Genomic DNA, 25,837 nt, shown 5'->3' on the forward strand with positions numbered 1-25,837 from the left:
GGCTCAGTGTCGAGCGGGTCGATCCCCCCGCTACGCCACGGTTTCGAAAGCTTGTGTCGGCATTGCCTCCGACCCGGGAAGACCGCCCCGGCGAGCCTTGTTTCCCCTCTCCGCACGACGACGCCGTGCGGAGTGACCTGTTACGGTCCACGCTGTGCGGAAAACCGTTGTACCACACCTTGCCGATACTACTGAACAGCGGCTTTGCTGTCCCGCACTCGCCGTGAAATCCGACGGGCTCCGAGCATAACCTTCCGAAGGGGCCGATTCGGCGAAGGACCCCGCGAGACGCGAAAGCCGGAAAAGGCGCGCGTGTCGTTCCGATTCCCGCCGTACCGGTGGTCCGGCAATTCGGGCGCGGTTGTCATCTTCACCCCGCGAAGCCCATGCCGACGCCGCTCTTTACGGTCCGAGGAATAGCCGCTCGTTCGGCAATCGGGTCTCCGGGAGGCGTCCGTCGATCGTGCCGAGAACGACTTCGAGCGTGCACCAGCGCTTGCGCCGCCAGTCCCGGACGATGTTGTCCACCGCCGCCGCGGCGGTCCGGTAGTCGAAGGCCCTTCCGCCCAGCCAGATACGCACGTGCACATCGTTGTGCACGGCGTTCGCTGCCCAGCCGGGCCTCAGCACGGCACCGGAAGGAGGGCCGAGGTCGCGCTGTCACCGCAGCGCCGCTGCCGATTCTCTGCGTTCATCTTCGTCCCCGAGCGGTAGTGACGGCCTGACTCCCGTCCAGACTTCCTTCCGCGCGGGCGACAGGCGACCGTAGAACTACGTACTTTTCCTACGCAGTGCGTTCCTACGTAGTCCCCAGCCTGTGGTCGCCATCCCTACGTGGTCGCCGCCACCATCGCATGGCTCTGCACCGCCGACTCCGGCGCCGTCACCGCGGAAGTGTGGTGCACGCCCGACTGCGGCCTGTCGTGACCGCCGAGCCCGGTGTGACTCCCAGCGGTCGCGGCCACTCACATCCGCTCCGGCGCGGCGATTCCGAGCAACCCGAGGCCGTGGGCGAGTGTAGTTTCCCAGCATCGGCGATCCGGATACGAGGTGGCATGATCGGACCATGGTCGCCCCTGCCCGTGCTCGGCATGCTGTTCTCGTCGGCGCTACGGCAGCTGCGGTCCTCACCTCATGTTCCGGAACCGACAGCGCACCCACCGAGTCTTCGTCGGCCACGAGCGCAGCGCCGACTTTCACCCCGGCCTCGTCCGAGGTCCCGTCCTACAACGTCGGAATCATCGGCAACGAGATCGATGTGACGACTTCGACTGCAAAACCGGTCGACCTGCTGCAGATATACAACAGGGTTGCCCAGACTATGCGCCACAGAGTCGACCTGCCCGAGGGCGGATACCGGGTACGGATCGAGTGCTACAGCCCGAACCCGGAGAAGTTCGGTAAGCGCTTGGCGAACGGGCACATCGCTGTCGGCAAGGATGGCGCCGCACCGGACGCCGATCTGGGAGGAACTTACGAAGTCGTTCCTGGCGCGGACTGCCCATAGCACGACGTGACGGGCGCGCTCGGCGAAGTGTGCGGCGAGGAACGCGGAAATTGTCGGGAAAACCCGCCGACGCACTGCGGGTACGAGAACCCCCACCAGCCACCTCGCCCCTGGTCTGAACAACCACGCCACCAACAGCTACCTGTGCGAGCTCCATGAGCCCGAAAGTCTCCGGAGGAAGATCCATCGCCTGAGCAAAATGCCTCAGCTGCAGGACATCTCGGCAGTCCCGGGCACCGGTGAGGTACTTCGACACCAACGTCCGGTCCACGCCCGATACACGTGCCATTTCCTCGTGCTTGGTCAACCCGTGAGCCCGCATGTAGGCACGGATCACCTCGGGCACCGGTGAAGCGTGGACGGAATTCGACGTACGGATAATTCCCCGCCGATCGACCCGCGGTGGCTTCCCCGCCACGATGCTACTCGGCGCCCGAACCGGGTCTGGGGCATCACCGTGAACGAGCGCCACTCTCGATTGCGCTGACGTAGCCTGGCGGTACTTCTGACCACTTGATGGATTGGAGTGCCGTGACACATCCTCCAGTACTGGTACTCGGAGCCACGGGGGGACAAGGCGGCGCTGTTGCCGACGCATTGCTGGCGGGCGGGGTGGCGGTGCGCGCGATGGTGCGCGATCCGCAGAGCCGTGGGGCGCAGCGGCTCGGTCAGCGCGGTGTGGAACTCGTGGGCGGGTCGCTGGACGATCGGGCCGCGCTGGCGGCGGCGATGGCGAATGTCGCGGGTGTGTTCGCGCTGACCACACCGTTCGAGGCGGGTGTCGATGCGGAGGTCCGGCAGGGGCGGGCGATCATCGGGGCGGCCGGCGATGCGGGGGTGGCGCATCTGGTGTTCAGTTCCGTGGCGTCGGCGGATCAGAACACGATGATTCCGCATTTCGAGAGCAAAGCGGTGATCGAGCAGGAACTCACGGCCAGTGGTCTGCCGGCGACCGTCGTCGCACCGACGTATTTCTTCGACAACGCGCTCGGTGGCCGCCGGGAGCTTCTCGACGGTGTGCTGGAGCTACCCATCCCTTCCGATCGCCCGCTACAGCAGCTCGCGCGAGAAGATCTCGGGCAGTTCGTCGCTCATGTCCTGCGTGAGCCGGACCGCTATCTCGGCGAGCGCGTCGAACTGGCCGGCGACGCCCCCACACCCGCCGATATGGCCGCCGCCATCGGTGACGCGCTGGGCCGGCCCGTCGTTCATCGGCAGACGTCGCTCGACGCCATCGGCAATCCGGATATGCACGCCATGTGGGCGTTCCTCGATACCGGCGGCTACCGCGTCGACATCGAGGCCCTGCATCGCGCGACGCCCGAGGTCGAGTGGACGTCGTTTCGTGACTGGGCGCTACGGACCTTCCCGCGGTGACGGCGGACTCTCCCCGCAATCCGTGACGCGAATCGACATCGACAACGAAGGGACCACCGATATGCCGGGAACGAATTCCACCGCGTGGCCGCGGTTGCGGGTCGCGGAGTGGGCGGATACGCGGGAGACGCTGCATATGTGGATGCAGGTGGTGGGGAAGGTTCGGCTCGCGCATGCGCCGTTGTTGAATCATTGGTGGCAGGTGACGCTCGTCGTGAGTCCGCGGGGGCTGATGACGCCGGCGATTCCTTACGGTGATCGGCTGTTCGATATCGAATTCGACTTTCTCGCGGATCGGTTGGTGATCCGCGCCGACACCGGCGATATGCGCAGTGTGGCGCTGGAGCCCAAGTCGGTGGCGCAGTTCTACGCCGAAACGATGCGGGCGCTCGACGAGCTGGGGCTGCATACGCGGATTCAAGGACGGCCCAACGAGGTCGACCCGTCCATCCCCTTCGCCGAGGACACCCGGCACGCCTCCTACGATCCGGAGTCCGCACGGGCGTTCTGGCGGCAGCTCGTGCATGCGAATCGCGCGCTCGACGAGTTCCGGTCCGGCTATATCGGCAAGTCCAGTCCGGTGCATTTCTTCTGGGGCGCAATGGATCTGGCCTATACCCGGTTTTCGGGGCGAACTGCGCCGGAACACGGCGGCGGTGCGCCGCACTGCGCCGATTGGGTCATGGTGGAAGGTTATTCCCGCGAACTCAGCAGTTGCGGATTCTGGCCCGGCGGCGGCGAGGAAGGCGCGTTCTACGCCTACGCGTATCCCGAACCGGAGGGCTACCGCGAGCGGCAGCTGCAGGTTCCAGGGGCGGGCTACGACGCCGCGCTGGGGGAATTCGTCCTCCCGTACGAAACGGTGCGGACGGCGGAGGATCCGAACGCCGTGGTGGCGGCCTTTCTGCGCGAAACCTACGCCGCGGCAGCGGAATTGGGCCGGTGGGATCGCGCCGAGCTCGAATGCGATCCGCATCGGTGGTCCGAGAAGCGAGCGGCGGCCCCCTGGGCCCTGCGCTGACGGACGCGAAAGACACCGCGGCCGGCTCGCACGGATGCGAGCCGGCCGCGGTGTCGACGCGCTACACCCGGACCGCGAAGCGGAGCTTGCGTCCCAGGGTGTGCGGTTGCGCCTGGGAGATGATCATCTCCTGGACCCGTTCCCGGCTGGTGCGGACGAACTCGACCGCCTCTTTCACCGCCACATCGATATCCATGACGGTCGGGATGTCGAGCACCTTCACGATCTGTTCGAGCCGCTGTTCGGGTGTGCCGCGCACCGTCACCACCGGCGCCCCCAGCTCGCTGATGGTGTGCAGCAGTTTGCTGTCGGAGATCGCGCGATAGCGCTCGTCCACCGGGCGATGTCCGTCGGGATCCATCGGCACCTCCACCGGAAGGTGGAAGAAGATGTCGTAGCCCTTGCGGGCGCGCTGGCGCGCCATCTCGCCGTAGGCGTCCAGGTAGCGCCGGAAGAACGGGCGGCCGGGCAGGGTCACCGTGTTCTTGACGATCTTGTGGAAGCGGGTGGACCCCGGATTCGGGCCGGTGATCAGGCGGGTCGCGCCGTAGACCCATTCGTTGAGCACCGATCCGTCGGCGATGAAACCGTTGCCCTGCGCCTCGAGCAGGGTCTCCGCCTCGATGCGCAATTCGAGGCGGCGGAAGCCCAGCGCCATCAGTTCGGTGGTGCTCAGATCCTGGAAGCGCATCCCGGGGAAGAATTCGGTCACCACCTCACGAGCCGAGGAGGCATCGACCCGCGGGATGCCGGTGAGCAACGCCAGCGCGGTGGACGTGGTCGTCTTGCCGGTGGAGTACGTGCCGGAGACGACGATGCGTCGATAGTGTGTTCCGGACATGGAAAGCCTTTCGAGAGAAGGATTGTCGAGATTCAGGCCGGTAGCTGATGGGCGAGGTCGTAGCGGATCGAGCAGCCGGCGAACTCCGACTCCCAATTCGAGATCCGCCACTTGCCCCCGCCGAATCCCAGAATCATCGAGCGCGCCATCCGCGTGGTGGCCGAACCCGGGGTGTACGGCGGCGGTGGCGCCTCCGCCCGCGCGGTCATCCGGCGCATCCACAACGTCTCACTGTCCTTGCGGGCGATATTGTCCAGCTCGTACAGCACGACCTGCGAGAGTTGCGCCAGGATCACCGTGGCGTCGACCAAGGTGATCGAGGGCTGGTAGAAATCGGCGACCCCGGTGCCGGCCGCGCCCGAATCACCCAGCGAGAGAGCGAATTCCGCACTCGCACACGTCCCCTCGCCGTCGAGGCGGATATCGCGCAGGTATTGACTGCGCCCGTAGACCGGCCCGTGCGAGTAGCCACCCACCGGCTCGGCCACCCTCCGCGCCGGACCCGGCGCCGGAAACCTCGGAGGGGTGGGCAGCGCCACGACCGCCTCCAATGCCATTGTGCTGCCGAACGATCCGGCAATGGTCAAGGAATTCGCCGTGCTGCCCGTGACCGCCGCCTCGATCGGGAACCGGTCCAGATTCTCGGTGGCGACCGTGCCGCTGCTGAATTGCACGAAGGGCATCCAGCACCGGCTGATGTCGGCATCGCTCACACCGCACTCACGCAAGATCACCGCCAGCAGCCGGTAGCCGAAGATCGAACAGTCGATGCTGCTCAGGTGCGGGGTCAGCACCCGGGTGCTCTTCTGCGACCAGTCCAGCGGGTAGCGCACCCCGGCGACGGCGGACAGTTTCGGCCCGTCCGGCCGGGGATCGACGGTGATGTCGAAGATCTCGTGGCCGATGCGCTTGTAGCCCTCACCGAAGAACCGGCCGGTCCGGTCTCCGAGCACCGTGTCGATATCGGGGTAGGCGATCTGTCCGGTACTCATGCCGCATCCGCCTCGTCCTCGGGGTCGTCGGCCGGACCGGCGACGACGGTGGCCACCGGTTCGCTCCCGGAGCTCTCGCCGAACCGCTCCACCACCCGGGCCGCGATGCCGCGCAACGACAGTCCGCGACCGAGTTCCAGCGCGGAGATCTTCACTTCCAGTGACTTCTCGGCACGAGCGCCGAATTCCATGGCCATGAGCGAATCCATTCCCACGTTGGTGACCGGTTCATCGATATCGACCGTTTCGACGGGGACGCCGAGGACCACCGCCAACTGCTCGGCGAGCTGGCGGGCCGCGAAATCGGCGCGCTGCTCGGGCGGCAGGGCCATCACCTCGCCGCGCAGACTGCCCTGCCCCTCACCGCCGACGCCGGCATCGGCCAGCAACTGCCGGAAGCGCCGGGTCTCGACCGAGGGCCGGGCGCCGCTCGCCCACACACCCCAGTCGATATCGGCGACCGCGACCTGCCCGGTGTCCAGCGCAAGGCATTCGGCGAGCAACGCCGTCGCCCGATCCATATCGATCGGACGGAAGCCCAGCATCTTGACGTACCCGACGAGCGCCTCACTACCGTCGGCCATACCGCCACCGGCCATGAAGCCCCAGTTCACCGACAGCGCCGCGGCACCACGCCCGCGCCGGCTCGCGGCCAGACCGTCGAGCGCGGCATTGGCCGCCGCATAACCGACCTGCGGCGTGATGCAACCCAGCGCGCTGATCGAGGAGTAGAGCACGAACATGTCGGGCTCGATCCCGGTCGCGGTGAGCGCGCGGTCCAGGTTGTAGGCGCCACGCACCTTGGTGAACAGACCGCTCAGCGAGTCGCGAGTGATCTGCGGGATCGGCAGATTGTCCACGACACCGGCGGCGTGGAAGATGCCCCGCAGCGGCGCCGTGCCTCGAATGCGTTGCAGCAGTGCGACGGTCGCGGCGTAGTCGGCGATGTCCAGGCGTTCCTCCACGACCTCGATGCCGGCCTCGGTGAACGCCGCCACCTGGGCGACGGCCTGCGGCGTGACGGCGCCGTGCCGGCCTGCCAGCACCAGCCTTCGCGCCCCCGAGCGGGCCAGCCAGCGAGCGGTGGCCAGTCCGAATCCACCGAATCCGCCGGTGACCAGATACGCCCCGTCCGGGTCGATCACCGGATGCCCGAGCGGTGGCCGCACCGCCGGCTCCGGCTCACGCATATCGACCACCACGCGACCCACATGCTGTGAACGCGCGACACTTTCGAACGCGGCCGGCAATTGCGAGGCCGGATAGGCCGTATAGGGCAGATAACGGTAGGTGCCGTCCTGTAGCCGCTGCTGCGCGATCCGCAGCGGAGCCCGCAGAATTTCCGGATCATGGGCGAGCGCGCGGTCCATATCGACCGCGAAGAAGGTCAGGTTGCGGTCGAACGGGGCCAGGTCGATCACACCGCCGCCGTAGATGTCGGCCTTGCCGATATCGACGATCCGGCCGAATTCCGCGGCGACCCGGAAGTTCTGGCGCAGAATCTCACCCGGTGCCGAACTGTAGACCACATCGACTCCGCGACCGCCGGTCAATGCCGCGATCTCGTCGGCGAATCCCGCGGACCGCGAGTTCAGGACGTCCTCGACGCCCAGCTGCCGCACCTGATCGCGCCGCGCCTCGGTACTGGCGGTACCGATGACGCGTGCCCCGATGTGCTGGGCGACCTGCACCGCGGCCATACCCATGCCCCCGGCCGCGCCGTGCACGAGCACCGTCTCACCGGGTTGCAGCCGCGCCAGCGTCCGCAGACCGAATTCCGCTGTCAGATACGGCAATCCGGAACCGCAGGTGAGCGGATCGTAGTTCTCACCGGGGGCGAGCCGATGCGGAAGCGAGGCGCCCGCATCGACCGGCATGGTCACATAGCGGCGCAGGATGTCGCCCGCGCACACCATCATCCGAGCACCCACGCTGACCTCGTCGACATCCGCGCCGACCCGGGTCACCACACCCGACCCCTCCATACCGACGGTCATGCCGAAGTAGGTGTCGCCGAGTTCCTTCTCGGTCAGCACGCCCAGGACCTTCATCGCGTCCTTGTAGTTGAGACCGACGGCGTCCATCCGCAGTTCGACCTCGCGGGGTCCGGGGGCGCGCCGGGCGGTTTCGCGCAGCGCGAGATCCGACAGCAGCCGCGACCGCGGGATCTCGGCCTCGAATCCGGCCTCCGGATCGGTGAGCGGCCGGGCCGTATCACGCTGCCGCAGACACTCGTCCAGATTCTGCGCGATCCGCACGGCCCAGGCGGTGCCCGCGCGCACCGCGATCTCGTCACCGAGATCGTCGGCGAAAACCAATGCGCGGCCGTCGTTCCAGCCCGCCTCGTCCAGGTCCAGCAGACGCCATCCGGCCGCCGGCTGCTCGTTGAGCAGCGCCCGCCGCGCCCCGACCAGCGCCCCGTGTTCGGGACGAGTGGCCGTATCGGACGGGGTGCACAAGGCGTGCTCGGTGACCACCACGCACCGCAGATCGGTCGAATCGTCCTCGGCGAGCAGCGCTTCCACCGCCGCCGCGATCCGCGCGAGGGCGTAGACGGTGCCGTCGGCGGGTGCCTCACCGCAGGCCACCACCGCGACGTGCCGGGGACCCGACGCGGAAGTGAGCGCCGCCCGCAGCCGCTCCTCGTCGATCTCGTCCACATCGGCGAGCACCACGCTCGTGCCCGCGTCCGCACCGGCCAGGGCGGCCACCCGATCGGCGGTGTCGGCGCCGATGCCGATCACGACCAGCTCCGCTGTCGCCGAAGGCAATTCGCCGCGGTCGACCTCTTCCCACACCTGCTGGTAGAACACCCCACCCAGGTGATGGACCACATCGGGCATCACCGACACCGGGCGGAACTCCACTCCGCTCATCCGCATCGACACCGCACCGTCCTCGTCGACGATGGTGATATCGGCGCACAAGGGATCGACGCCGCGCCGCGTGACGACCACCCGGGGCCGCTGCGGCAGCGGCGCCAGCAGACGAACGGTGCCGACGGAGGCGGGGACGATCGCGCCCGCGTCGGGACCGCTGTCGGCGGCCAGCGCGGCGACGCACTGCAACGCCGCGTCCACCACCGCGGGATGGGCCAGATGCGCGTGGTCCGCGTTCGCGGGCGCATCGCCGGTGACGCTCGCCAGCACGGTGTCTCCGCCGATGACCGCGGAGACGATGCGCTGGAACGCCGGGCCGTAGTCGAGGCCGCGCGCGGCCAGGCCCGCGTACAGGTCGGCGCCGGCCACCACGGTCGCCCCCTCGGGCGCGCCGAACGGTTCGACCGCCGTGTCGAAATCGGTCTCGACGAGCCGTCCGACCGCGTTGCGGGTCCAGACCTCGGCCGCGCCCGGGCGTGAGTGAACGGTGAAACGCCGCGTGCTCTCCTCCACCGTGACCCGCAACACCGGGACGTCGTGCTCATCGATGACCAGCGGCGCGACGAATTCGATGTCCTCGAGTCCGATCCGGGTGCGGCCCGTCCGCTCGGCCGCCGCGCTCAGGGCCGCGTCGAGGTAGGCCGCCCCGGGCAGCACCACATGCCCGTCGACGACATGATCCGGAAGCCACGGCAGTCGCGAAACCGACAGCTGCACCTCCCATTCCGATCCGGCGCCGGCCGTGGACTCCCCCAGCAGCGCGGGACTGTGCGCGGCGCCCAGCTTGTCCCGTGTCGTGATCGGCTCGTCGTGCCACAGCCGCTTGCGCTGCCACGGGTAGCTCGGCAGCGCGACATACGGCGACCTCGCCTGCGGCCGGCCGGGGATCCGGGTGCCGTCGAGCGAACCGGCGACATACAGGTCCGCCACCGCCTGCAGGAGGTGGCGGCGGTCGTCGCGGTCACGCGACAGGGTGCTCACCGCCGCACCGACCACGCCGCGGTGGATCAGCAGCTCGCGAATATTGCCGCTGAGCACCGGATGCGGCCCGACCTCGACGAAGACCCGATGCCCGGCATCGAGCAGGCTCGATATCGCGTCGGCGAACCGCACGGGTTCGCGCACGTTGCGGCACCAGTAGGCACCCGTCCAGGCGGTGCCCTCGAGCGCGTCGGCGGTGACCGTCGAATAGCTCGGCACGGTGGCCGCGCCCGGAGCCAGCTCCGCCAGCGCATCGGTCAGATCCGCCAGGATCGGATCCATCAAATGACTGTGATAGGGCACCTCCACGCGCAGCATCCGCGCGAAAGTCCCTGTCGCCGAGAGCATATCGCGCAGCATCTCCAGATCGGCGCTGTCGCCGGCGAGGGTGACCGCGCTCGGGCTGTTCACCGCCGCGATCGAGATGCCGGGGCTGTCGGCCAGCAAGGTCCGCACATCCGCCTCGGGCATGCCGACCGCGAGCATGCCCCCGGTTCCGGCGGTGGTGGCCTGCAACCGGGAACGGTGATAGCTGACCAGGACCGCATCGCGCAGCGACAGCGCGCCCGACACGTACGCCGCGGCGACCTCGCCGACGCTGTGACCGACGACCACGGCCGGACGCACCCCGTACTCGGCGAGCTCGGCGGTACAGGCCACCTGCAGCAGGAAGTTCGCCGGTTGGGCGACAGCGGTCTGTGTGACCTTCGAATCCTGTTCGTCGGCAAGCATTTCCGCGAGAATCGACCAGCCCGCCACCGCGGTGAATTCCGCGTCGATCTCGCGGGCCACGCGGGCGAAGGTGGTGTCGGCGGTGAGCAGTTCGCGGCCCATCCCCCACCACTGCGGGCCCATACCGCTGTAGACGAACACCGGCTCGACCGAACCGTCGCCGACCGCACGGGCGGGTGCCTTGCCCGCACCGGATGCGAAGTCGTGCAACTGGTTACGCAGATCCTCGGCATCGCGGTAGACGAAGCCGGTTCGCAGCGAATGGTGCGCGCGCCGGGTCCACAGCGCCGCCGTCACCGAATCGACGGTGTCGTCGCCCAGGGTTCGAGCCAGCTCGGCCGCGGTCTCGCGCACCGCGGCCTCGGAGCGGCCCGACAGTGGCGCGATCTGCGGTACGTCGACTCGTTCGGCAGGTGCGGCCGGGGCCGGGGCCTCGGTCAGAATCACGTGGGCGTTGGTGCCGCCGTAGCCGAATCCGTTGACCGCGACCGCCCGCTGCCCGGGGATACCCGGCAGCGGCTCGCTGTCGAGCGGCACCCGCAGGCGCCATTCGTCGAACGCGATCTCCGGGTTGGGGTTCGACAGCGAGAAGTGCGGCGCGACGGTGCCGTGGTGCAGGGTCAGCGCGGCCTTGATCAGGCTCGCCACCCCCGCCGCGGCCTCGGTGTGGCCGAAGTTGCTCTTCACCGATCCGACCGGCACCGCCGCGGTCCGGCCGTCGACGGCTCCGTAGACCTGGCCGAGCGCCTTCATCTCGATCGGGTCGCCCACCGCGGTGCCGGTGCCGTGTGCCTCGAGATAGCCGATGTCGCGGGCCGCGATGCCGGACTCCTCGCGCACCTGGGCGGCGAGTTGTTGCTGGGCAACGGGATTCGGCACCGGAATGGCCATCGTGCGGCCGTCCTGATTGACGCCGGTCGCGCGGATCACCGCGTAGATCCGGTCCTTGTCCTGTACGGCGGCATCGACCGTCTTGAGCACCACGGCGCCGGCCCCTTCGGCCCGGCCGTAGCCGTCGGCGCCGGCCTCGAACGTCTTGCAGCGGCCGTCGACCGACAGGAACCGGCCCTTGCACATGGAGATGAAGGTTTCCGGCTGCAACATCGCGTTGGCCCCGCCGACGATCGCCGTCTCGCACTCTCCGGCGACGATCGCCCGCACCGCCAGATGAGTGGCCACCAGCGACGACGAGCACGCGGTGTCGACGGTCAGGCTCGGCCCGTGCAGATCCAGGAGATAGGAGATCCGATTGGACAACAGCGTGTGCGACGCGCTCATCGCGGTGTGGTTGTTGATCGCCGACCGCACCAGCGGACCGCTGCGCCCGAGCGCGTTGTCGAGGATGAAGCCGCCGACATAGACCCCGACCCGGCCGCCGGACACCCGCCCGGCCATGCCGGCGTCGTCGAGCGCCTCCCAGGTGACCTCCAGCAGCAACCGCTGCTGCGGATCGAGGATCGCGGCTTCGCGGTGCGCGATGCCGAAGAAATCGGCGTCGAAGTCCCACAGCGGCTGGGTGAGGAATCCGCCTCGGCGGGTGTACATCCGGCCGGGTGCGTCCGGATCCGGGTCGTAGTACTTGTCGATGCTCCACCGGTCCGGCGGAATATCCACGATTCCGTCTCCGCGCCCGAGCAGGAAATCCCAATAACCTTTCGGATCGGAAATGCCACCGGGAAAACGGCAGCCGATACCTACTATCGCAATGTCGACCATTGTCACTCCTGGCTGTGAACAGTGCCCTGATTCGTTCGGGACGAACCGCGGCGTTGTCCAGATTCCGGACACCTGTACCGGATGCGTGCAGCCTATGGTGTGCGATTCGACGCGGTCAACGAATTCCGAACGCACACAAATGCGCGAGGCGCCGGTACCCACCGGCGCCTCGCGCATTTTCTTTCGGTCAATTCTGTACGGGAACGGGGTCGGGTCCCGGGCGGGTCCGGGAATCCGGTTCCGGCCCGCCCTCCAGACCGGCCGGCGACCGCCGCAGCCATCGCGGTCCCCACCAGTTGGCCGCGCCCATCAGTCGCATGAGGGCCGGGACCAGGATGCCGCGGATGAGGGTGGCATCGCTGAGTACCGCGAGCGCCAATCCCAGGCCGAACAGCTGAATAAAGGAAACGTGCGAGGTCACCATCCCCGCGAAGGCGATCGTCATCAGCAGTGCGGCGGCGGTGAAAATGCGGGCCGTTCGAGCCACGCCGATCGCGACCGACCGGGTGTTGTCTCCGGTCACACTCCATTCCTCCCGAATTCGGGAGAGCAGAAATACTTCGTAATCCATCGAAACGCCGAAGGCCAGACAGAACATGAGAACGGGCATCGTCGGAACCAGAAATCCGGTAGGCGTGACACCGAATATTGCCGACAGATGACCTTCTTGAAAAATCCAGACCATCGCACCGAAAGTCGCCGACAGCGACAGCGTATTCAGCAACAGCGCCTTCACCGGAAGCCATATGCTGCCGGTGAAAGCCAGGAGCACGAGCAAGGTCGACACGGCGATCAGGCCCAGCGCGAGCGGCAGCCGAGAGGTCAACGCGTGCACCGAATCCGCGTTCTCGGCCGCGGCGCCGCCGTAGAGCGCCGGGCTCGGCGGCGCGACGTCGCGAATCCGGTGCAACAGATCGTTGCCCGCCGGCGTGGACGGGTCGGCCTCGGTGCCGACGCGCAGATAGGTTCCGGCCGGGGCACTCATCCCGTCCGGCGCCGCCGCGACCCGGGTTCCTTCGGCGAAGACCCCCGAGGCGGACAACACCGAAGTCACGCCCTCGACCCGGGAGAGATTGGCGGCATAGTGCTCCAGCTCGGGTGAGACGACACCGTAGCCGGGCAACGCCACGGTCACCGCCGCCATCGCGTCCTCACGGAAGTCGCCGCGCAACGCGTCACCGACCTCGTGACTGGACGCACCGTGCAGCACCCGGTCGTCGGCGGAGCCGAATCGCATCGACAGGGCGGGCGTGCCCAATACCAGCAACAGCGCCACCACCGCCACCGCGGACAGCACCGGCCGGCGCATCACCGCCCGCACCACCCGATACCACCGGGTGTCGGCCGGCTCCGGGGGCACGACGCTCGGGGCGGGCCGGCGAGCCCAGCGCCGCAACGGAACCCGCAGATCGAACCGGTGCAGGTGCGGCGCGGTCACCGCCAGCGCGGCCGGAACCAGCAGCAGAGTCGTGACCACGGCGGCGGCCAGCACCGACAGCCCCGCGAAGGCCAGCGACCGCAGGAAATACAGCGGGAACACCAGCAACGTGCACAGCGAAAGCCCCACGACCGCACCGGAGAACAGGACCGTGCGCCCCGCGGTCCGCGCCGTGCGCGCGACCGCCGCACCGGTGTCGAGACCGGCCGCGCGTTCCTCGCGGAATCTGCTCACCACGAACAGGCTCGAGTCGATCGCCACGGCGAAACCGAGGGCGCTCATCATGTTCAGCGCGAAGATCGACACGTCGCCGAATTCGGCGAGGATGCGTAGCAGCGGCAGCGTGACCGCGATGGTGAACAGGCCCACCGCCAGTGGTATCGCCGCGGCGACCACGCTGCCGAAGACGATGATCAGCGCCAGTCCGGTCAACGGGACCGCGATCGCCTCGGTGACGATCAGATCCTTCACCACCTGCTCACTCATCTGATTCAGCGCCACGGCCTGACCGCCCGCGAGCACCGTCACACCGTCGTAGTCGCCGCCGACCCGGTCGGCGAGCGCGCCCGCGCGCTGCGGCGCGGTGGTGTCGTCTCCCGCGACGTGCGCGAGCACCAGCGCCTCCCGGCCGTCGCCGCTGCGCAGTGCCGAGCGCAGATCCGGCGCCAGCTGCCAATAGGACTGCACGGCGTCGACGTGATGGTCGGCGTGCAGCTGCGCGACCACGCGTTCACCGGCCGTCCGCGCCGCCGCGGACTCGACTCCACCGGGCGCGCGCACCAGCAGGACCACATTCGGCGCGGCCGAGGGGAATTCGTCGCCCAGGAAGGACGACACGCGCGCCGATTCGGTCTCGGGCGGTGAGAACCCGCCCGTCTTCAGATGCGTCGGGGCGGTGGCGCCGAAGGCGATGCTGACGATGCCGACCAGCAGGCATGCCGCGAGTACCGCGCGGGCGTGTCGGGTGGCGAAGGCGGCGACGGTGGACAGCATGTGCCGAACCTCTCGGGAGTACGACGAAACGGATGCGGAGTGCTCAGATGGCGGTGTCGGAGGACTGGATCCGGTCCGCGAACGCACGCCACTCCCGCGCGTTGCGGCTGGCCAGCTCCGCGACGGTCGCGGCCAGATGCGGCGGCACCGCTTCGGCCACGCGTGGCCACATCTTGCGGTTCATGGAATGGGAATGCAACCAGCGCAACAGATCTCGCCCCTGCTGGCTCGCCCGCATGGCGGGGTCACGGGTGAGTTTCTGCAGCAGCAGCGCATTCGTATCGGGCCCTTCGGCGGTACCGCCGTCCGGGCAGAGCCGCTCGCGCATCTTCTTCCGGATCGCGTGCGCGGTGCTGACCGACACGTCGGCGGCGGCCGCCAGCGCGCGCAGCGGCATATCCGGTGAGGCCGTGAGCAATTCGATCACCTGCTGGCGTCGCCGGGACGAATCCAGCGGCCGGGTACGGCCGTCGGCGCCGATGCGGATGTTCGAGTGCGGAATTTCCCCGGTCGAACGCAATCTGATGCGCGCCACCGTCTTCGACGACAATCCGGTGCTCGTGGCAATGGTACGATCGGACAATTCGGGCATCGATTCCAGGATGCGCTCCGCGGCCGCCTTCCGGTCCGGCAGCGTCAGCGGAAGCCCGTGCACCACATTGGATTCGACGCCGCGCAGGAACGCCTCCGCGGCGCTGCCGTCGAAGAACAACACCTCGATATGGGTCATGCCCTTCATCCGCGCCGCATGGACGCGGTGCATGCCGTCGATCACCCGCATGGTCGCGCGGTGGACCAGGATCGGCGGCCACTGCGACTCGCTTTCGGCCAGCCGCACGATATGGCGGCGATCCTCACCGGTGGAACGCGGCGAATCCGCCGGCAGCAGCCGCTGCAATTCGACTCGATAACACGCATCGGATGTCAGCGGCACCACTGCGCCGACGTTCGCTTTACGCTGAGCGGACATTCCAGCCCCCAAAAGAAAGTTCGTCCGGAACGGGACCGGTCACCGATGACCGCAACCGGCCGTTCGAAACCCGGTGCCGGGCCGACCGATCGGTCACAGCGTAGGCGCGCCGGATGATCACGACTAGACTTTCCGAACAGAACGCTCCAGGAGTGCCCTCGCCATGACAGTCGTCGCCGAATCCGGCCGCGCCACCCTGCTCACCGCCGGCATGGTCGTCGCCGAACGCGAAGGACTACAGCGCCTTTCGATCAACGCCGTGGTCGAGGAGGCCGGCATGGCCAAAGGCACCTTCTACCGGCACTTCCCCAACCGTCACACCTACCTGGTGGCGCTGTATCGCCAGTTCTTCACGCTCATCAGCGCGCGCGTGGCGGAGGCGATCCGGGGGATGCCGCCGGGTCCGGACCGGATCGCGGTCAGCGTCGACGCCTTCCTCGATGCGTGCCTGCACAGCTGCGGCACCGAGGCCTTCATGCTGCAGGCGCAGTCGGATCCCGGCCTGCGCACCGAGATCGCCCAGCGGCGCGAGGGGTTCCTCGCCGCCAGCCGGCCCGATATGGTCGCGGTCGGCTGGTCCGATCCGGACGCCGCGTCGATGTTGAAGGTCGCGATGGTGCGCGAGATCTGCATCGCCGAGCTCGACATCCGCGCCCCGCGCGCCGACCTGCGCGCCGCGGCGAAGGCGATGCTCGCCGGTCGCCCGCCGCGCTGACCTCGGCGGCTACGGGGTGATGCCGTCGAACTGCATCACCCAGTACGGACTGTTCGTGGTGGTATTCCATTGGGAGACATAGAGAGTGATGTCGGTGAGTGAGCTCGACCGAGGGTGGATGTAGCCGCCGTAGAGTTGCGGGAAGGTACGGACCCAGAACTGCCACCACGGTGCGGAGGCGACGATCTGTCGTTTCGGCGCCGTCCAGACGCGGTCGATGGCCGGTGCGGTGCGGGTCGAGATACAGGCGCCGGCGACGTCGAAGTAGGACATCACCCACGTCCCGGCGATGTTCTTCACGCTCAGCTCGCCGATCGGGCCCATACCGCCGAACAGCGGCGTGGGAGTGGTATTGCCCCACTGCCAGGCCGAACCGTTGTAGCCCCAATATTCGTAGTCGGCGCGGACGGCGATCTGCTGCCACGGCACGCGCATCAGGATCGGGCCGTTGCGATTGTGGCTGCGCCCCCACTCCTTCGAGACGATGTACAGATAGCCGTCGCCGTTGTTGTTCCCGATGCCGGCGAAGGACTGCATCATGAACGGACTCCAGCCGCCGTAGCCGTCGCTGCCGTCGTTGGGCCAGACGGCCGCGTAATCGGTCCAGGTCGCGCCGTCGTCGTCGGAGTAGGCCAGGCCACAGAACAGCGCGCCGTATCGGTCGTCGGCGACGCTCCAGTCGTGCACGCTGGTGTAGGTCAGCCAGGTCCGGCCGTTCGGATCGACGAACGCGTCGTTGGGAATGCGGCTGACCTCGACGCCGTAGCCGTTGTCGGCGTTGTGGGTGTAGGTGAGGGCCTGGCGCGCGTGCGGGGCGCCACCGGGGGTCGCGGAAAAGGTGGTGGTGGCGTCCGGGAGGCTCGAGCTGAACAGCAACACCGGCGAGCCGAGCCACGTGCCGGACCCCTGACTGTCACCGGTGAACGTGTCACCGAAGACGAATCCCGACCCGCCCGGTGCGAAATGTTCCCGGTTGTACGGGATTCCGAGATCCGAGCCGCCTACCCCGAATTGTCTCGCGGTACTTCCGGCGAACCCGGTGAGCGGAGTCCCCCAGTGCGTCGCCATCGCCGGCTCATGCCGGGGCGGCGAGCACGAATCGGGTCCATGCCGCGGCTCGGTTGGCGTTCTCGGTACACACCTGCCCGGTGGTCAAGTCGATGGCATAGACACAGCCGACGGGGACCCCGCCGTTGAAGGTGGCGAACCAGGCCGTCGGCCCGGCCTGTGGGGTGGCACAGGCTGCCACGTCGGCGAAAGCCCCTTCCGGGAACGCGATCTCGGCGGCCGTGGCGGTGGTGAGGGCGGCCAGGGTGCCACCCGCGGCGGCGGCGGTCGCCGCCGCCCGTACCTCGGGCACGCAGTCGGTGATCACGAAGAAGCGGCCGTTCGTACTGGCGATTGTCGGCATGCGAATACTCCGTCGGGGGCGTTACGGGTTGGGGGGCTGGAAGCCGGGGATATCGAGTTTCTGCCCGATGGCCGCGATGGCGTCGACCAGGGACCAGCCACCCAGCTGTGGCCAGCCGGTGCCCTGCAGTCCGCGCATCTGGATCCACTCGTCACGAATGCGGCCGTCGGAGTCACGCGGCAGCGGCACCTGGGTGGGGCCCGGCGGCGCCGCGAAGCCCGGCAGGCCGAGGGTCTGCCCCACGCTGGCGACACCGTCGACGAGCGTGTGACCGGCCAGCTGCGGCCAGCCGTTGCCGCCGATGCCCATGAACTGAATCCACATGTCGGTCACCGGATCCGGTGCCACCGTGCCGACCCCGACCTGATTGGCGAAATCCTCGGGCGAGAAGCCGTCGGCGGAGTTCATATCGCAGTTGCCGAAGGGCGGGGCGCCCTCGGGCAGGCCGCCGCCGTAGCCCTGACCGTCGGTGTACTGGTGCGCGATCTGGCCCGGCAGATTGGGGTTGCTGCCGTAGCCGGCGCCGATCATGTTGAGGCCGTCGGGGCGCACCGGCCACATACTGTCGAAGTCGGGGCGGTTGGCGTAGCCGATGACCCGCCGGGTCGAGCCGAGCCAGTCGGCCAGCCGCCAGTACGCGCGGTTGATTCCGTCCGATTGGTCCCCGCCGGGGTTGCCACCCGATTCCACATCGATCATCGCGATCATCTTCGGATGCGGGCCACCCGCCTGACCGACCATGCTCCGGTGGGTGTCGACGGTATCGAGCCAGTTCGGCCGCCAGTAGAAGTAGACGATGAAGCAGGCGATACGTCCGGAATCGGCGGCCCGGGCCGCCCAGGAATAGTTCGAGTAGAAGTTGTGGTCCTGATAGGTCCCGTCGTTGGAACGGAACGAGAAGATCTGATACGGGTAAGAGTCGTCGACCGGCACTTGGAACTCGGACACGTCGGCGAAAAGGGAATCGACCATATTCCCCTCCAAGAGTCGACCGGTCCTCGGCAGGACCGGGTTTCGAGTGGGTGGCTATCTCATTGTCCGAGGCTACGCCTGTCTCGTCATCGATAGTGCGGTTCTCGTGACCGCGTCGTAATCGGCGGTCCCCCAACGAAACCCGCCGAAGATCGAATTACCGCCCCTCGGCGCCCGGTACGAGGGCGCGCACCCGCAGCTGGTGCGTAGTCATTTGCCCGTTACCGCACGCCGTCGCCGCACGGTCGAGATACAGCGATGCGGTGTTGTCGGGCGGGTAGATTCGCAGTCCCGGCACGTCGACGGGCCCGCACTGCTCGGCCGGGATGTTGTGCACGTCGACCGCGAACACCAGCGCCGACGCCTGAGCACCGGGCGCCAGCGAGACCGGGCCGGACGCGGTTCCCTCGCGGGCGGCCGGCGCGCCGACGGGTGCGCTGTCAGGGCCGGTGGCGTAGGAGACGCCCGGGAAACCCTCGACGACACACGTGCCGGAGCCGTTGTTGGTGAACACGATCGGAAACGCGACAGTTCCGGCGGCGGCGTTCGAGGGTCCCAGCGCGGCCGCGAGATCGGATGTGCGGCATTGTGGCGCAACGGCATTCGCAGCGCGAGTGGGCGGGGTACCATCGTCGGAAGGTATCGAACCCACGTGTAAGGCCGGGGCCGCGCTCGTATTCGGAGTGTCCGGCGCCGACTGGTCCGATCCGCAGCCCGCGACGGTCACAGCCGCGGCCGCGGTGAGCGACCACCACGCCATCCGCCTTCTTTTCACAACACCCGACCGTACTCGGTTCGGGGCCTACCGTGGAAGATCCGTCGAAGTTCGTCGCGGGCAAGGAGAACCCGATGATCGACATCATCACGTTGCGAGGAACCGGAGAGCCCCGGAACGCGGACGGCAGCCCCGCGGGCATGCTGGCCGCGGTCACCGATCTGCTCTCGACCGACAGCTTCAGCTTCTTCGAACCCGACTGGCCCGCCTCGGTCGGGCCGGATCCGAATCTGTGGGGGCCGTCGCTGGACACCTCGGTCCGGCTGGGCATCGCCGCGGGCGTCGAGGCGATCCAGCAGTCGCCGAATGTCTGTGCGCTGCTGAGCTATTCGCTCGGCGGCATCTGCGCCGGCCGGATACTCGAAGGGGTGGCCTCGGGTGAGTACACCAACACCGACGGCAGCCCGCTCGAGATCGCCTTCGCCGTCTTCATCGCCAACCCGCTGCGCAAGACGGGCGATTCGGTGAACAACCTGTGCCCGCCCACGACATACGGCCTGCACGGACAGCACGGCACCTGGCCCGCCGCGGTCGCCACCCGGGAATACGCCAACCCGGGCGACATCATCACCGCCTCTCCGGCCGACTCGCCGCTTCGCATCATCGACGTGGGCATCTCGCCGTTCTCGTTCGTCGAGGGCGCGCGTTTCGGCAACGCGAGCTATCTCATCTTCGCGCAGCTGCTGGAGTTCCTGATGTCGAATCCGGTGGCCAACCTGCAACGCTTCGCCACCGCCGTGAACGGCGTGATCGGTTATCTCACTCCGTATCCCGACGGCCAGCACGTGTTGTATCCGGCCCACACCATGCCGGGCACCACCGTGACCTGGACGACGGCCGCGGCCGACTGGATCACGGCGAACTTCGCCTAGGGCCGGCTGCGACGCCTCCGGGTCACTGCGCACCGACACGTCGCAGCGGAGCCCGGAGCATCGGCCGGCGCGTCGGGCCGGCGGGCGGACGGGCGTGGTCCTCGGCCGCGGGCAGCGGAACCGACCAGACGAGGCGACCGCTAGGTTCGATATAGCAGCGCCCGCCCAGCAACCGCGCCCGTGCGGTCGATCCGCGCAGCGAAGGCAGGAGCGGGCCGACCGGACCGGTGGCTTCCACGAGCACTGTCACCCTGTTCGTGACCGACGCGGTGACGACGACAGCCTCTGCGCCGGGGTGGGCGACGATGTGGCGCACGGCCTCGTCGACGACCGCTTCGGCGTGCAGGGTCAGATAATCGGGGACCGCGTGCACCGGCCCGGTGACCGCGGTGACGATGCGGAGCATGGTGTGGCCGACGTGGCGGCGGATCACCTCGTCGATCCGCAGCAACAGTCCGGGAGCGCCGAGGGCGCGGGTGGCGGTGGTGACCGCTGGAGTATCAGCCATCGATCGGCTGGACCTCTCTTGCCGAGAAAACGAACCGACCCTGCGGTCTAGAGTCGATACGCCTCCAATAATGGCCGCAGTTCCGGACATTCGAGTACGGAACCGGCAAATTCGATGCCGGCGCGCCGGTCACGCCACCGCGCGCAGGTGCCGAGGACGCGCCGGTTCGGCGAGCGCCTGGTCACGCAAACCACCGAGAACCCGGCTGAGGATCCGCGAGACCTGCATCTGCGAGATGCCGTGCAGCGCAGCGATCTCGGACTGGGTCTTGTTCTCGTAGAAGCGCTGGATCAAGATCTTGCGTTCCTGCTCGGGCAGGGCTTCGATCAGCGGTTTCACCGTGATGGCATCCTCGGTGAGCTCGTACCGCGGTTCCTCGACCGCCAGCCGGGCGCCCAGCGGCGTGGGGCTGTCGCTCTCGGCGGACTGGGTTTCGTCGAGCGAGTCGCACAGATAGCTGTTGGCCGCGACGGTGGCCTGCACGACATCCTCGACCGGGATGTCGAGGGCGCGGGCGAGTTCATGGCTGCTGGGCTCGCGACCGAGTTGCTGTGACAGCACCAGGCTGTGCTGGGAGATGCGGGCGCGCAGCTCCTTCATCCGGCGCGGCACCTTCACCGCCCACCCGCTGTCGCGGAAATAACGCCGCACCTCCCCCATGATCGTCGGCACGGCGAAGCCCAGGAACGGTGCGCCCCGGGACACGTCGTAACGATCCACCGACAACACCAGCGCGAGATTGGCGACCTGTTGCAGATCCTCCCGCGATTGGCCGCGGCCTTCGTATCGGCGGGCGATGTGGGCGGCCAGCGGCATGCAGTCGGCGATGATCTGCTCCCGCAACCGGGCCCGGCGCGGGTCGTCGGCGTCGAGTTCGGCCAGCGCGCGGAAGGAATCTTCGATTCCGTCATAGGAATTGCGGCCACCGTCGTCGCGAGCGGTCGCGGAACGGGGCGAGGCAGCAGTGGTATCGGTGCTCATGATCGTCTCCGCAGCTTCCGTAGGAACCATGCCGCCCTGGGTATCCGCGGCTCGGACGATCAAACAAGAAATTTCGGTCGAATCCGTCCGCACGACGGCGGCGGCACCCGTCCCGCGTGTGCTGTACTTGCCGGGTGAGCGAGTCTGGTGAGTCGGCCGACGTGGTCGACGCGGTGGTCGAAAAAACTCTTCTCGGTGGTCCCCGCCGCTACACCCGCGCTCAGGTCGCCGAGTTGTCCGGGGTCTCGGTCGACAGCGCCCGCAAACTGTGGATCGCATTGGGCTTCCCGGCCGCGGCCAGCGACGAGGAGGCGGCGTTCACCGACGCCGACGTCGCCGCGGTGCGCACCTTCTGCGCCTTGGGCCCGGCCTCGAATGTCAACGAGCAGAACCAGATTGCCGCGGCCCGCACCCTCGGGCAGTCGATGGCGCGCCTGGCCGAATGGCAAGCGGACCTGATCACCCGCGAACTCGGCGCCGGCACCGACGCCGAGGCCACCACCCACGCCATCGAGGTGCTCACCGACCTGCAGCAGTACGCCTGGCGGCGGCATCTTGCCGCGGCGCTGAGCCGCTCTCTCGAATCCGACGGCGCCGCACGGCAATTGCTCGTCGGATTCGCCGATATGGCCGGCTACACCCGGCTGTCGCGGCACCTCGACCCCGACGAGCTGACCGATCTGCTGGAAGCGTTCGAAACCGCCACCACCGAGGCGATCACCGCCCACGGCGGCTGGGTGATCAAGAACGTCGGCGACGAGGTGATGTTCGCCGTCGACGATCCGCATCGCGGCGCGCGCATCGCGCTGGCCCTGCATGTGGCGATCGGCCGTGCGGCACAGACGATTTCGGAGATGCCCCAGATCCGGGTGGGCCTGGCCTACGGGCCCGTGCTGACCCGTTTCGGCGATCTCTACGGCACGGTGGTCAACACCGCGGCCCGGCTCACCGGTGTCGCCCGTCCGGGAACGGTTCTCGTCGACGACGGCGCGGCCGCGGCCCTGGCCGGCGACACCGACTTCTCCCTGCGCCACCTGCGCAGTGTGCGCGTCAAGGGATTCTCCCGTCTGCGTTCGCATGTGCTCCGCGAGCGCCAGCGCAGGCGCTGAGGATCATGTCGCCGCGGCCGCCGACGCGATGACATCGGCCACCACGGCGGGCTGCGAGACGAGCGCGACGTGCGACGCCTGCACCTCACTGGTGTGCGCGCCGATCCGGCCCGCCAGCCACCGCTGCGCGGCGGGCGGGATCACGGTGTCGTTCGCGGAGACCAGATACCAGCTCGGCGTGCTCGACCACGAGGGCGCCCCGGACGGCTCGATATTCGCCGACGCCGCGATGGACTTCTGGTGGGCGAGCATGGTCGCCGCCGTCGCATCGCTGACGTCGGGGGCGAATACCTGATGGAACGACGCGTCGGCGATGTAGGCGTCGATGTTGCGGCCGAGGGCATTGCTCGAATCGTCGACAACCTTCATCTGCAGTGCGGGCGGCAGTAGTTGGCTACCGGGGAAACGGATCGGATCCAGCGCCAGGGCGACCGGCTCGCCCTGCGCCGGCGCGAATGCCGCCACGAAGACCAGCGCCCGCACGTTCGGATTGTGGATGTTGGTGATCACCGCGCCGCCGTAGGAGTGGCCGACCAGGACCACCGGGCCCGAGATTCCGGCGACGGTCTTCTCGACCGCCGCGGCGTCGTAGGCCGGTCCGCGCAGCGGATTTTCGGGCACCACGACCGGGTAGCCCCGCCCGCGCAAATCGCCGGCGACGGCGTCCCAGCTGGTGTTGTCGGCGAACGCGCCGTGGACCAGCACGATCGTCGGCATGGTCTGCGCGCTCGCGGGTCCGACCGCCGCCACGACGACACCGGCGATCAGCGCGACCACGATGGAAACGGCTTTCGCGAAACGGGTGATTCTCATGGCTGTCCCTTCATCGCTGCGCCGGCGGGCATGCGCACACGACCGGCAACCAATGGGCAAAGGCGACCTGGCAGCGACGATAGCGCTCTCGGGGCGGACCGGCAGCCGATCCGGAAGATCCGCTCACCCGGCCCGGAAGCGGGTGGCGATGTCGGCCGCCGTCACCTTGGCCAGCTCGACGAGCAGAGGTAGCCGTTCGGGAATCATCAGCTCGGTCGGCCCGCGCAAACCGAGGGCGAAGCGGCAGTCCCCGGTACCGGTGAGGATCGGCAGGCCGATGGTCCGGAAGCCGGGGTCGAGCTCCTCGTCGTTGTAGGCATAGCCGCGAGCGAGGGTGCGATCCAGTTCGGCGCGGAGTTCGGCCGGTGTGGAGACCGAGCGGGCAGTGCCCTCGTCGTAGGTGAGGGTGGCGAGGAAATCGTCGGAGGTGGCCGACCAGGCGAGCAGTGCTTTGCCCAGCGCACTGGCGTGCAGCGGCAACCGGACGCCCATCAGACGGTGTCCGTCGGTTTCCCGCCAGCGGCTGGTGCCGAGCAGGACGGCGTGGATGCTGTGCCGGATCGCGACCGACGCACTGGCGCCCGTGGTCGCCGCCAGTTGTTCCAGACTGGGTTCGGCCAGGTAGATCCGGTGCTGCCGGTAGGCGATCTGACCGTATTCGGCCAGGGCGCCGCCCATCCGATAGCGACTGGAGACCTCGTCCTTCTCCAGGAAGCCGGCCTGCACCAGTGCCGTCAGCAGGCGGTGCGCGGTGCTGACCGCGAGTCCCTGCTGACGGGCGACTTCCGAGACCCCGTGCTCGTCTCCGTCGCGGAAACAGTCGAGGACCGACAGCGCGCGGGTGACGGTCTGCACTCCGGAGGCTTCCACGCCGGGGACCGTAACACAGGAATGCGGCGGTCGACGTCCGATCTATTCCACTATCCGGAAAGTGATCCGGCGCGGAATTCGGATCACGCTGCGCGAAAATCCCCGGGAATCAGCGGGATTGACCAGCTCCGAAGGATTCGGGGGCGGAAATACACCCGACGCGGGCATCACGTCAAGCCTTCCGATCCTCGGAAAGCATTACCTCGTAACGAGGCCCGTCCGTCCCTACTGTCGCTGGATATCAATCGACTTCGGTTCACGATTCGGAAGAGGTGCTCCACGATGTTCCGCACGCGCAGGCCACACGGTTGGCGACTCGCGCTCGCGCTCGCCCCCGTCGTCGCTCTGGTCGCGGCGTGTGGCTCCGGATCCGCGACCGAATCGGGCTCCGGATCGCAGCTGGTGTTGAAGGTGGCCGATCCGGGCAACGCGGGCCCGCTCGCGGTGGCCAAACGGGACGGCACGTTCGACAAGGCGCTGGCTCCGCTGGGCGCCAAGGTCGAATGGGTCAACACCACACCGGGTTTCAGCTCCATGCTGAAGCTGTTCAACACCAAGCAACTCGACGTCTCCGGGGCCGCGTTCAGCCCGGTGGTGGGTGCGCTGTCGAAGGATGTGGCGGTTCGCATCGTGGCGGTGCAGGATCCGGCCGGAAAGGATCAGAGCGGCATCATCGCCACCAAGGAATCGGGCATCCACTCGGTGGCCGAACTGGCCGGTAAGCGCGTCGCGGTGAATCCGGCCGGTAAGGGCGAGTACATCCTGCTCAAGGCGCTGGCGCAGGCGGGTGTCCCGGCGGATCAGGTGACGCGAGTTCCGTTGCAGCAGAAGGATGCCGCCTCGGCCTTCGCCACCGGCAAGGTCGACGCGTGGGCCTCGTTCCTGGTGCCCTATCAGGAGGCCAAGGCCAACGGCGGCGTGGAGATCGCGACCGAGCAGAGCATCGGCTCCAAGGACAACACGGTGGTGGTCTTCCGCACCGAGATCCTCGACAAGCGCCCGGAGGTCGCCGCCAAATATCTGGAGGTGCTGCAGGGTCTGACCGTTCAGCAGCACGACAATCCGTCCGCGTTCGAGAACGTCTTCGAGCAGACCGGCCCGCGCGCGCTGACCGGCGCCCGGCTCGCCGATGCCATCCGGGTGGACAGCGAGGCCACCGTTCCGCGCCTGCCGCGCGAATCCGATGCCGCCGACCTCGCCGACGTGGTCGACCTGTTCGCCGGTAACGGCGTAATCAGCCGCACGATCACCGCCGCCGACATCTTCTACGACCTGAAGGCCAAGCTCACCCCCGACCAGCTGGCCGCGCTGAAGACGGGCCGTTGATATGACCGCCGTCGTCGCTCCCGCCGCATCGGCGGGCC

Annotated in this window: 21 protein-coding genes; 7 read left to right on the forward strand and 14 right to left on the reverse strand. The window is 68.2% G+C overall.

The genetic code is table 11. The features are described from left to right. Positions 1 to 402: 402 nt before the first annotated feature. The gene (locus NA3_RS13840) at positions 403 to 582 is read right to left on the reverse strand and encodes a hypothetical protein (protein ID WP_128145340.1); all 180 of its coding nucleotides are present in this window, start codon (positions 580 to 582) and stop codon (positions 403 to 405) included. Positions 583 to 1,066: 484 nt separating this feature from the next. Between NA3_RS13840 and NA3_RS36890 the strand changes: the two genes are divergently transcribed. The 3 genes from NA3_RS36890 (at position 1,067) to NA3_RS13855 (ending at position 3,905) form a co-directional block, all read left to right on the forward strand. Next, positions 1,067 to 1,507 (forward strand): hypothetical protein, encoded by a 441-nt coding sequence (locus NA3_RS36890; RefSeq protein ID WP_128145341.1) that lies wholly within the window; start codon positions 1,067 to 1,069, stop codon positions 1,505 to 1,507. 531 nt (positions 1,508 to 2,038) lie between these two features. Next, positions 2,039 to 2,884, forward strand: coding sequence for an NmrA/HSCARG family protein (locus NA3_RS13850; RefSeq protein WP_062964052.1), 846 nt, complete (start codon positions 2,039 to 2,041; stop codon positions 2,882 to 2,884). Between the two features lie 61 nt (positions 2,885 to 2,945). Further along, positions 2,946 to 3,905, forward strand: a complete 960-nt coding sequence (locus NA3_RS13855; RefSeq protein WP_062964053.1) for a DUF5996 family protein — start codon at positions 2,946 to 2,948, stop codon at positions 3,903 to 3,905. Between the two features lie 61 nt (positions 3,906 to 3,966). Here NA3_RS13855 and NA3_RS13860 read toward each other — a convergent pair whose 3' ends face one another. The 5 genes from NA3_RS13860 to NA3_RS13880 all read right to left on the reverse strand — a co-directional run bounded on the left by NA3_RS13860 (position 3,967) and on the right by NA3_RS13880 (position 15,447). After that, complete coding sequence (locus tag NA3_RS13860) at positions 3,967 to 4,746, reverse strand: ATP/GTP-binding protein (protein WP_062963976.1); 780 nt, start codon at positions 4,744 to 4,746, stop codon at positions 3,967 to 3,969. 32 nt (positions 4,747 to 4,778) lie between these two features. Beyond that, a complete protein-coding gene (locus NA3_RS13865; RefSeq protein WP_062963977.1) occupies positions 4,779 to 5,738 on the reverse strand; it encodes an AvrD family protein in 960 nt (319 codons plus the stop codon). Continuing rightward, a complete protein-coding gene (locus NA3_RS13870; RefSeq protein ID WP_063917478.1) occupies positions 5,735 to 12,046 on the reverse strand; it encodes a type I polyketide synthase in 6,312 nt (2,103 codons plus the stop codon). The genes NA3_RS13865 and NA3_RS13870 overlap by 4 nt, the downstream gene beginning before the upstream one ends. A gap of 187 nt (positions 12,047 to 12,233) precedes the next feature. Next, positions 12,234 to 14,477 (reverse strand): MMPL family transporter, encoded by a 2,244-nt coding sequence (locus NA3_RS13875; protein WP_062963978.1) that lies wholly within the window; start codon positions 14,475 to 14,477, stop codon positions 12,234 to 12,236. 43 nt (positions 14,478 to 14,520) lie between these two features. Continuing rightward, on the reverse strand, positions 14,521 to 15,447 hold the full coding sequence (locus NA3_RS13880) for a ParB/RepB/Spo0J family partition protein (RefSeq protein ID WP_062963979.1): 927 nt from the start codon (positions 15,445 to 15,447) through the stop codon (positions 14,521 to 14,523). Between the two features lie 163 nt (positions 15,448 to 15,610). Here NA3_RS13880 and NA3_RS13885 point away from each other — a divergent pair, with 163 nt between their 5' ends. Then, complete coding sequence (locus NA3_RS13885) at positions 15,611 to 16,162, forward strand: TetR/AcrR family transcriptional regulator (RefSeq protein ID WP_062963980.1); 552 nt, start codon at positions 15,611 to 15,613, stop codon at positions 16,160 to 16,162. Between the two features lie 9 nt (positions 16,163 to 16,171). Here the strand turns inward: NA3_RS13885 and NA3_RS13890 are convergent, their stop codons facing one another. The 4 genes from NA3_RS13890 to NA3_RS13905 form a co-directional block, all read right to left on the reverse strand. Further along, on the reverse strand, positions 16,172 to 17,230 hold the full coding sequence (locus NA3_RS13890) for a glycoside hydrolase family 183 protein (protein WP_062963981.1): 1,059 nt from the start codon (positions 17,228 to 17,230) through the stop codon (positions 16,172 to 16,174). A gap of 7 nt (positions 17,231 to 17,237) precedes the next feature. Next, positions 17,238 to 17,573: a hypothetical protein gene (locus tag NA3_RS36895; protein WP_062963982.1), complete on the reverse strand. Its 336-nt coding sequence runs from the start codon at positions 17,571 to 17,573 to the stop codon at positions 17,238 to 17,240. 21 nt (positions 17,574 to 17,594) lie between these two features. Beyond that, the gene (locus NA3_RS13900; RefSeq protein ID WP_501193619.1) at positions 17,595 to 18,545 is read right to left on the reverse strand and encodes a hypothetical protein; all 951 of its coding nucleotides are present in this window, start codon (positions 18,543 to 18,545) and stop codon (positions 17,595 to 17,597) included. Positions 18,546 to 18,702: 157 nt separating this feature from the next. Then, entirely contained in the window at positions 18,703 to 19,305 is a 603-nt protein-coding gene (locus NA3_RS13905; RefSeq protein WP_062963983.1) for a DUF4232 domain-containing protein, read from the reverse strand. An 89-nt stretch (positions 19,306 to 19,394) separates the two neighbouring features. On the opposite strand from NA3_RS13905, the gene NA3_RS13910 reads away from it, so the two are divergent. Next, positions 19,395 to 20,192, forward strand: a complete 798-nt coding sequence (locus tag NA3_RS13910; protein ID WP_062964054.1) for a hypothetical protein — start codon at positions 19,395 to 19,397, stop codon at positions 20,190 to 20,192. A 22-nt stretch (positions 20,193 to 20,214) separates the two neighbouring features. Here the strand turns inward: NA3_RS13910 and NA3_RS13915 are convergent, their stop codons facing one another. Together NA3_RS13915 and NA3_RS13920 are read right to left on the reverse strand one after the other, a co-directional pair. Then, positions 20,215 to 20,700 (reverse strand): sensor histidine kinase, encoded by a 486-nt coding sequence (locus tag NA3_RS13915; protein WP_062963984.1) that lies wholly within the window; start codon positions 20,698 to 20,700, stop codon positions 20,215 to 20,217. Positions 20,701 to 20,829: 129 nt separating this feature from the next. Then, on the reverse strand, positions 20,830 to 21,681 hold the full coding sequence (locus tag NA3_RS13920) for a SigB/SigF/SigG family RNA polymerase sigma factor (RefSeq protein WP_062964055.1): 852 nt from the start codon (positions 21,679 to 21,681) through the stop codon (positions 20,830 to 20,832). Between the two features lie 134 nt (positions 21,682 to 21,815). Here NA3_RS13920 and NA3_RS13925 point away from each other — a divergent pair, with 134 nt between their 5' ends. Continuing rightward, positions 21,816 to 22,790 carry an adenylate/guanylate cyclase domain-containing protein gene (locus NA3_RS13925; RefSeq protein WP_062963985.1) on the forward strand — a complete coding sequence of 325 codons (975 nt, stop codon included), beginning with the start codon at positions 21,816 to 21,818 and terminating at the stop codon, positions 22,788 to 22,790. 3 nt (positions 22,791 to 22,793) lie between these two features. Here the strand turns inward: NA3_RS13925 and NA3_RS13930 are convergent, their stop codons facing one another. Together NA3_RS13930 and NA3_RS13935 are read right to left on the reverse strand one after the other, a co-directional pair. Continuing rightward, the gene (locus NA3_RS13930) at positions 22,794 to 23,603 is read right to left on the reverse strand and encodes an alpha/beta fold hydrolase (protein ID WP_062963986.1); all 810 of its coding nucleotides are present in this window, start codon (positions 23,601 to 23,603) and stop codon (positions 22,794 to 22,796) included. Positions 23,604 to 23,726: 123 nt separating this feature from the next. After that, the gene (locus NA3_RS13935; protein ID WP_062963987.1) at positions 23,727 to 24,473 is read right to left on the reverse strand and encodes an IclR family transcriptional regulator; all 747 of its coding nucleotides are present in this window, start codon (positions 24,471 to 24,473) and stop codon (positions 23,727 to 23,729) included. Between the two features lie 282 nt (positions 24,474 to 24,755). Between NA3_RS13935 and NA3_RS13940 the strand changes: the two genes are divergently transcribed. Continuing rightward, positions 24,756 to 25,799, forward strand: a complete 1,044-nt coding sequence (locus NA3_RS13940) for an NrtA/SsuA/CpmA family ABC transporter substrate-binding protein (protein WP_062963988.1) — start codon at positions 24,756 to 24,758, stop codon at positions 25,797 to 25,799. Positions 25,800 to 25,837: the final 38 nt, after the last annotated feature.

This window comes from Nocardia africana NBRC 100379 (assembly GCF_001612635.1).
Lineage (GTDB): Bacteria > Actinomycetota > Actinomycetes > Mycobacteriales > Mycobacteriaceae > Nocardia > Nocardia africana.

Coding starts and splice junctions, on each gene's coding strand:
- NA3_RS13875 (WP_062963978.1), bottom strand. CDS start 14,477: ATGCTGTCCACCGTCGCCGCCTTCGCCACCCGACACGCCCGCGCGGTA.
- NA3_RS36890 (WP_128145341.1), top strand. CDS start 1,067: ATGGTCGCCCCTGCCCGTGCTCGGCATGCTGTTCTCGTCGGCGCTACG.
- NA3_RS13940 (WP_062963988.1), top strand. CDS start 24,756: ATGTTCCGCACGCGCAGGCCACACGGTTGGCGACTCGCGCTCGCGCTC.
- NA3_RS13880 (WP_062963979.1), bottom strand. CDS start 15,447: ATGTCCGCTCAGCGTAAAGCGAACGTCGGCGCAGTGGTGCCGCTGACA.
- NA3_RS13910 (WP_062964054.1), top strand. CDS start 19,395: ATGATCGACATCATCACGTTGCGAGGAACCGGAGAGCCCCGGAACGCG.
- NA3_RS13855 (WP_062964053.1), top strand. CDS start 2,946: ATGCCGGGAACGAATTCCACCGCGTGGCCGCGGTTGCGGGTCGCGGAG.
- NA3_RS36895 (WP_062963982.1), bottom strand. CDS start 17,573: ATGCCGACAATCGCCAGTACGAACGGCCGCTTCTTCGTGATCACCGAC.
- NA3_RS13905 (WP_062963983.1), bottom strand. CDS start 19,305: ATGGCGTGGTGGTCGCTCACCGCGGCCGCGGCTGTGACCGTCGCGGGC.
- NA3_RS13890 (WP_062963981.1), bottom strand. CDS start 17,230: ATGGCGACGCACTGGGGGACTCCGCTCACCGGGTTCGCCGGAAGTACC.
- NA3_RS13885 (WP_062963980.1), top strand. CDS start 15,611: ATGACAGTCGTCGCCGAATCCGGCCGCGCCACCCTGCTCACCGCCGGC.
- NA3_RS13915 (WP_062963984.1), bottom strand. CDS start 20,700: ATGGCTGATACTCCAGCGGTCACCACCGCCACCCGCGCCCTCGGCGCT.
- NA3_RS13920 (WP_062964055.1), bottom strand. CDS start 21,681: ATGAGCACCGATACCACTGCTGCCTCGCCCCGTTCCGCGACCGCTCGC.
- NA3_RS13865 (WP_062963977.1), bottom strand. CDS start 5,738: ATGAGTACCGGACAGATCGCCTACCCCGATATCGACACGGTGCTCGGA.
- NA3_RS13930 (WP_062963986.1), bottom strand. CDS start 23,603: ATGAGAATCACCCGTTTCGCGAAAGCCGTTTCCATCGTGGTCGCGCTG.
- NA3_RS13900 (WP_501193619.1), bottom strand. CDS start 18,545: ATGGTCGATTCCCTTTTCGCCGACGTGTCCGAGTTCCAAGTGCCGGTC.
- NA3_RS13860 (WP_062963976.1), bottom strand. CDS start 4,746: ATGTCCGGAACACACTATCGACGCATCGTCGTCTCCGGCACGTACTCC.
- NA3_RS13870 (WP_063917478.1), bottom strand. CDS start 12,046: ATGGTCGACATTGCGATAGTAGGTATCGGCTGCCGTTTTCCCGGTGGC.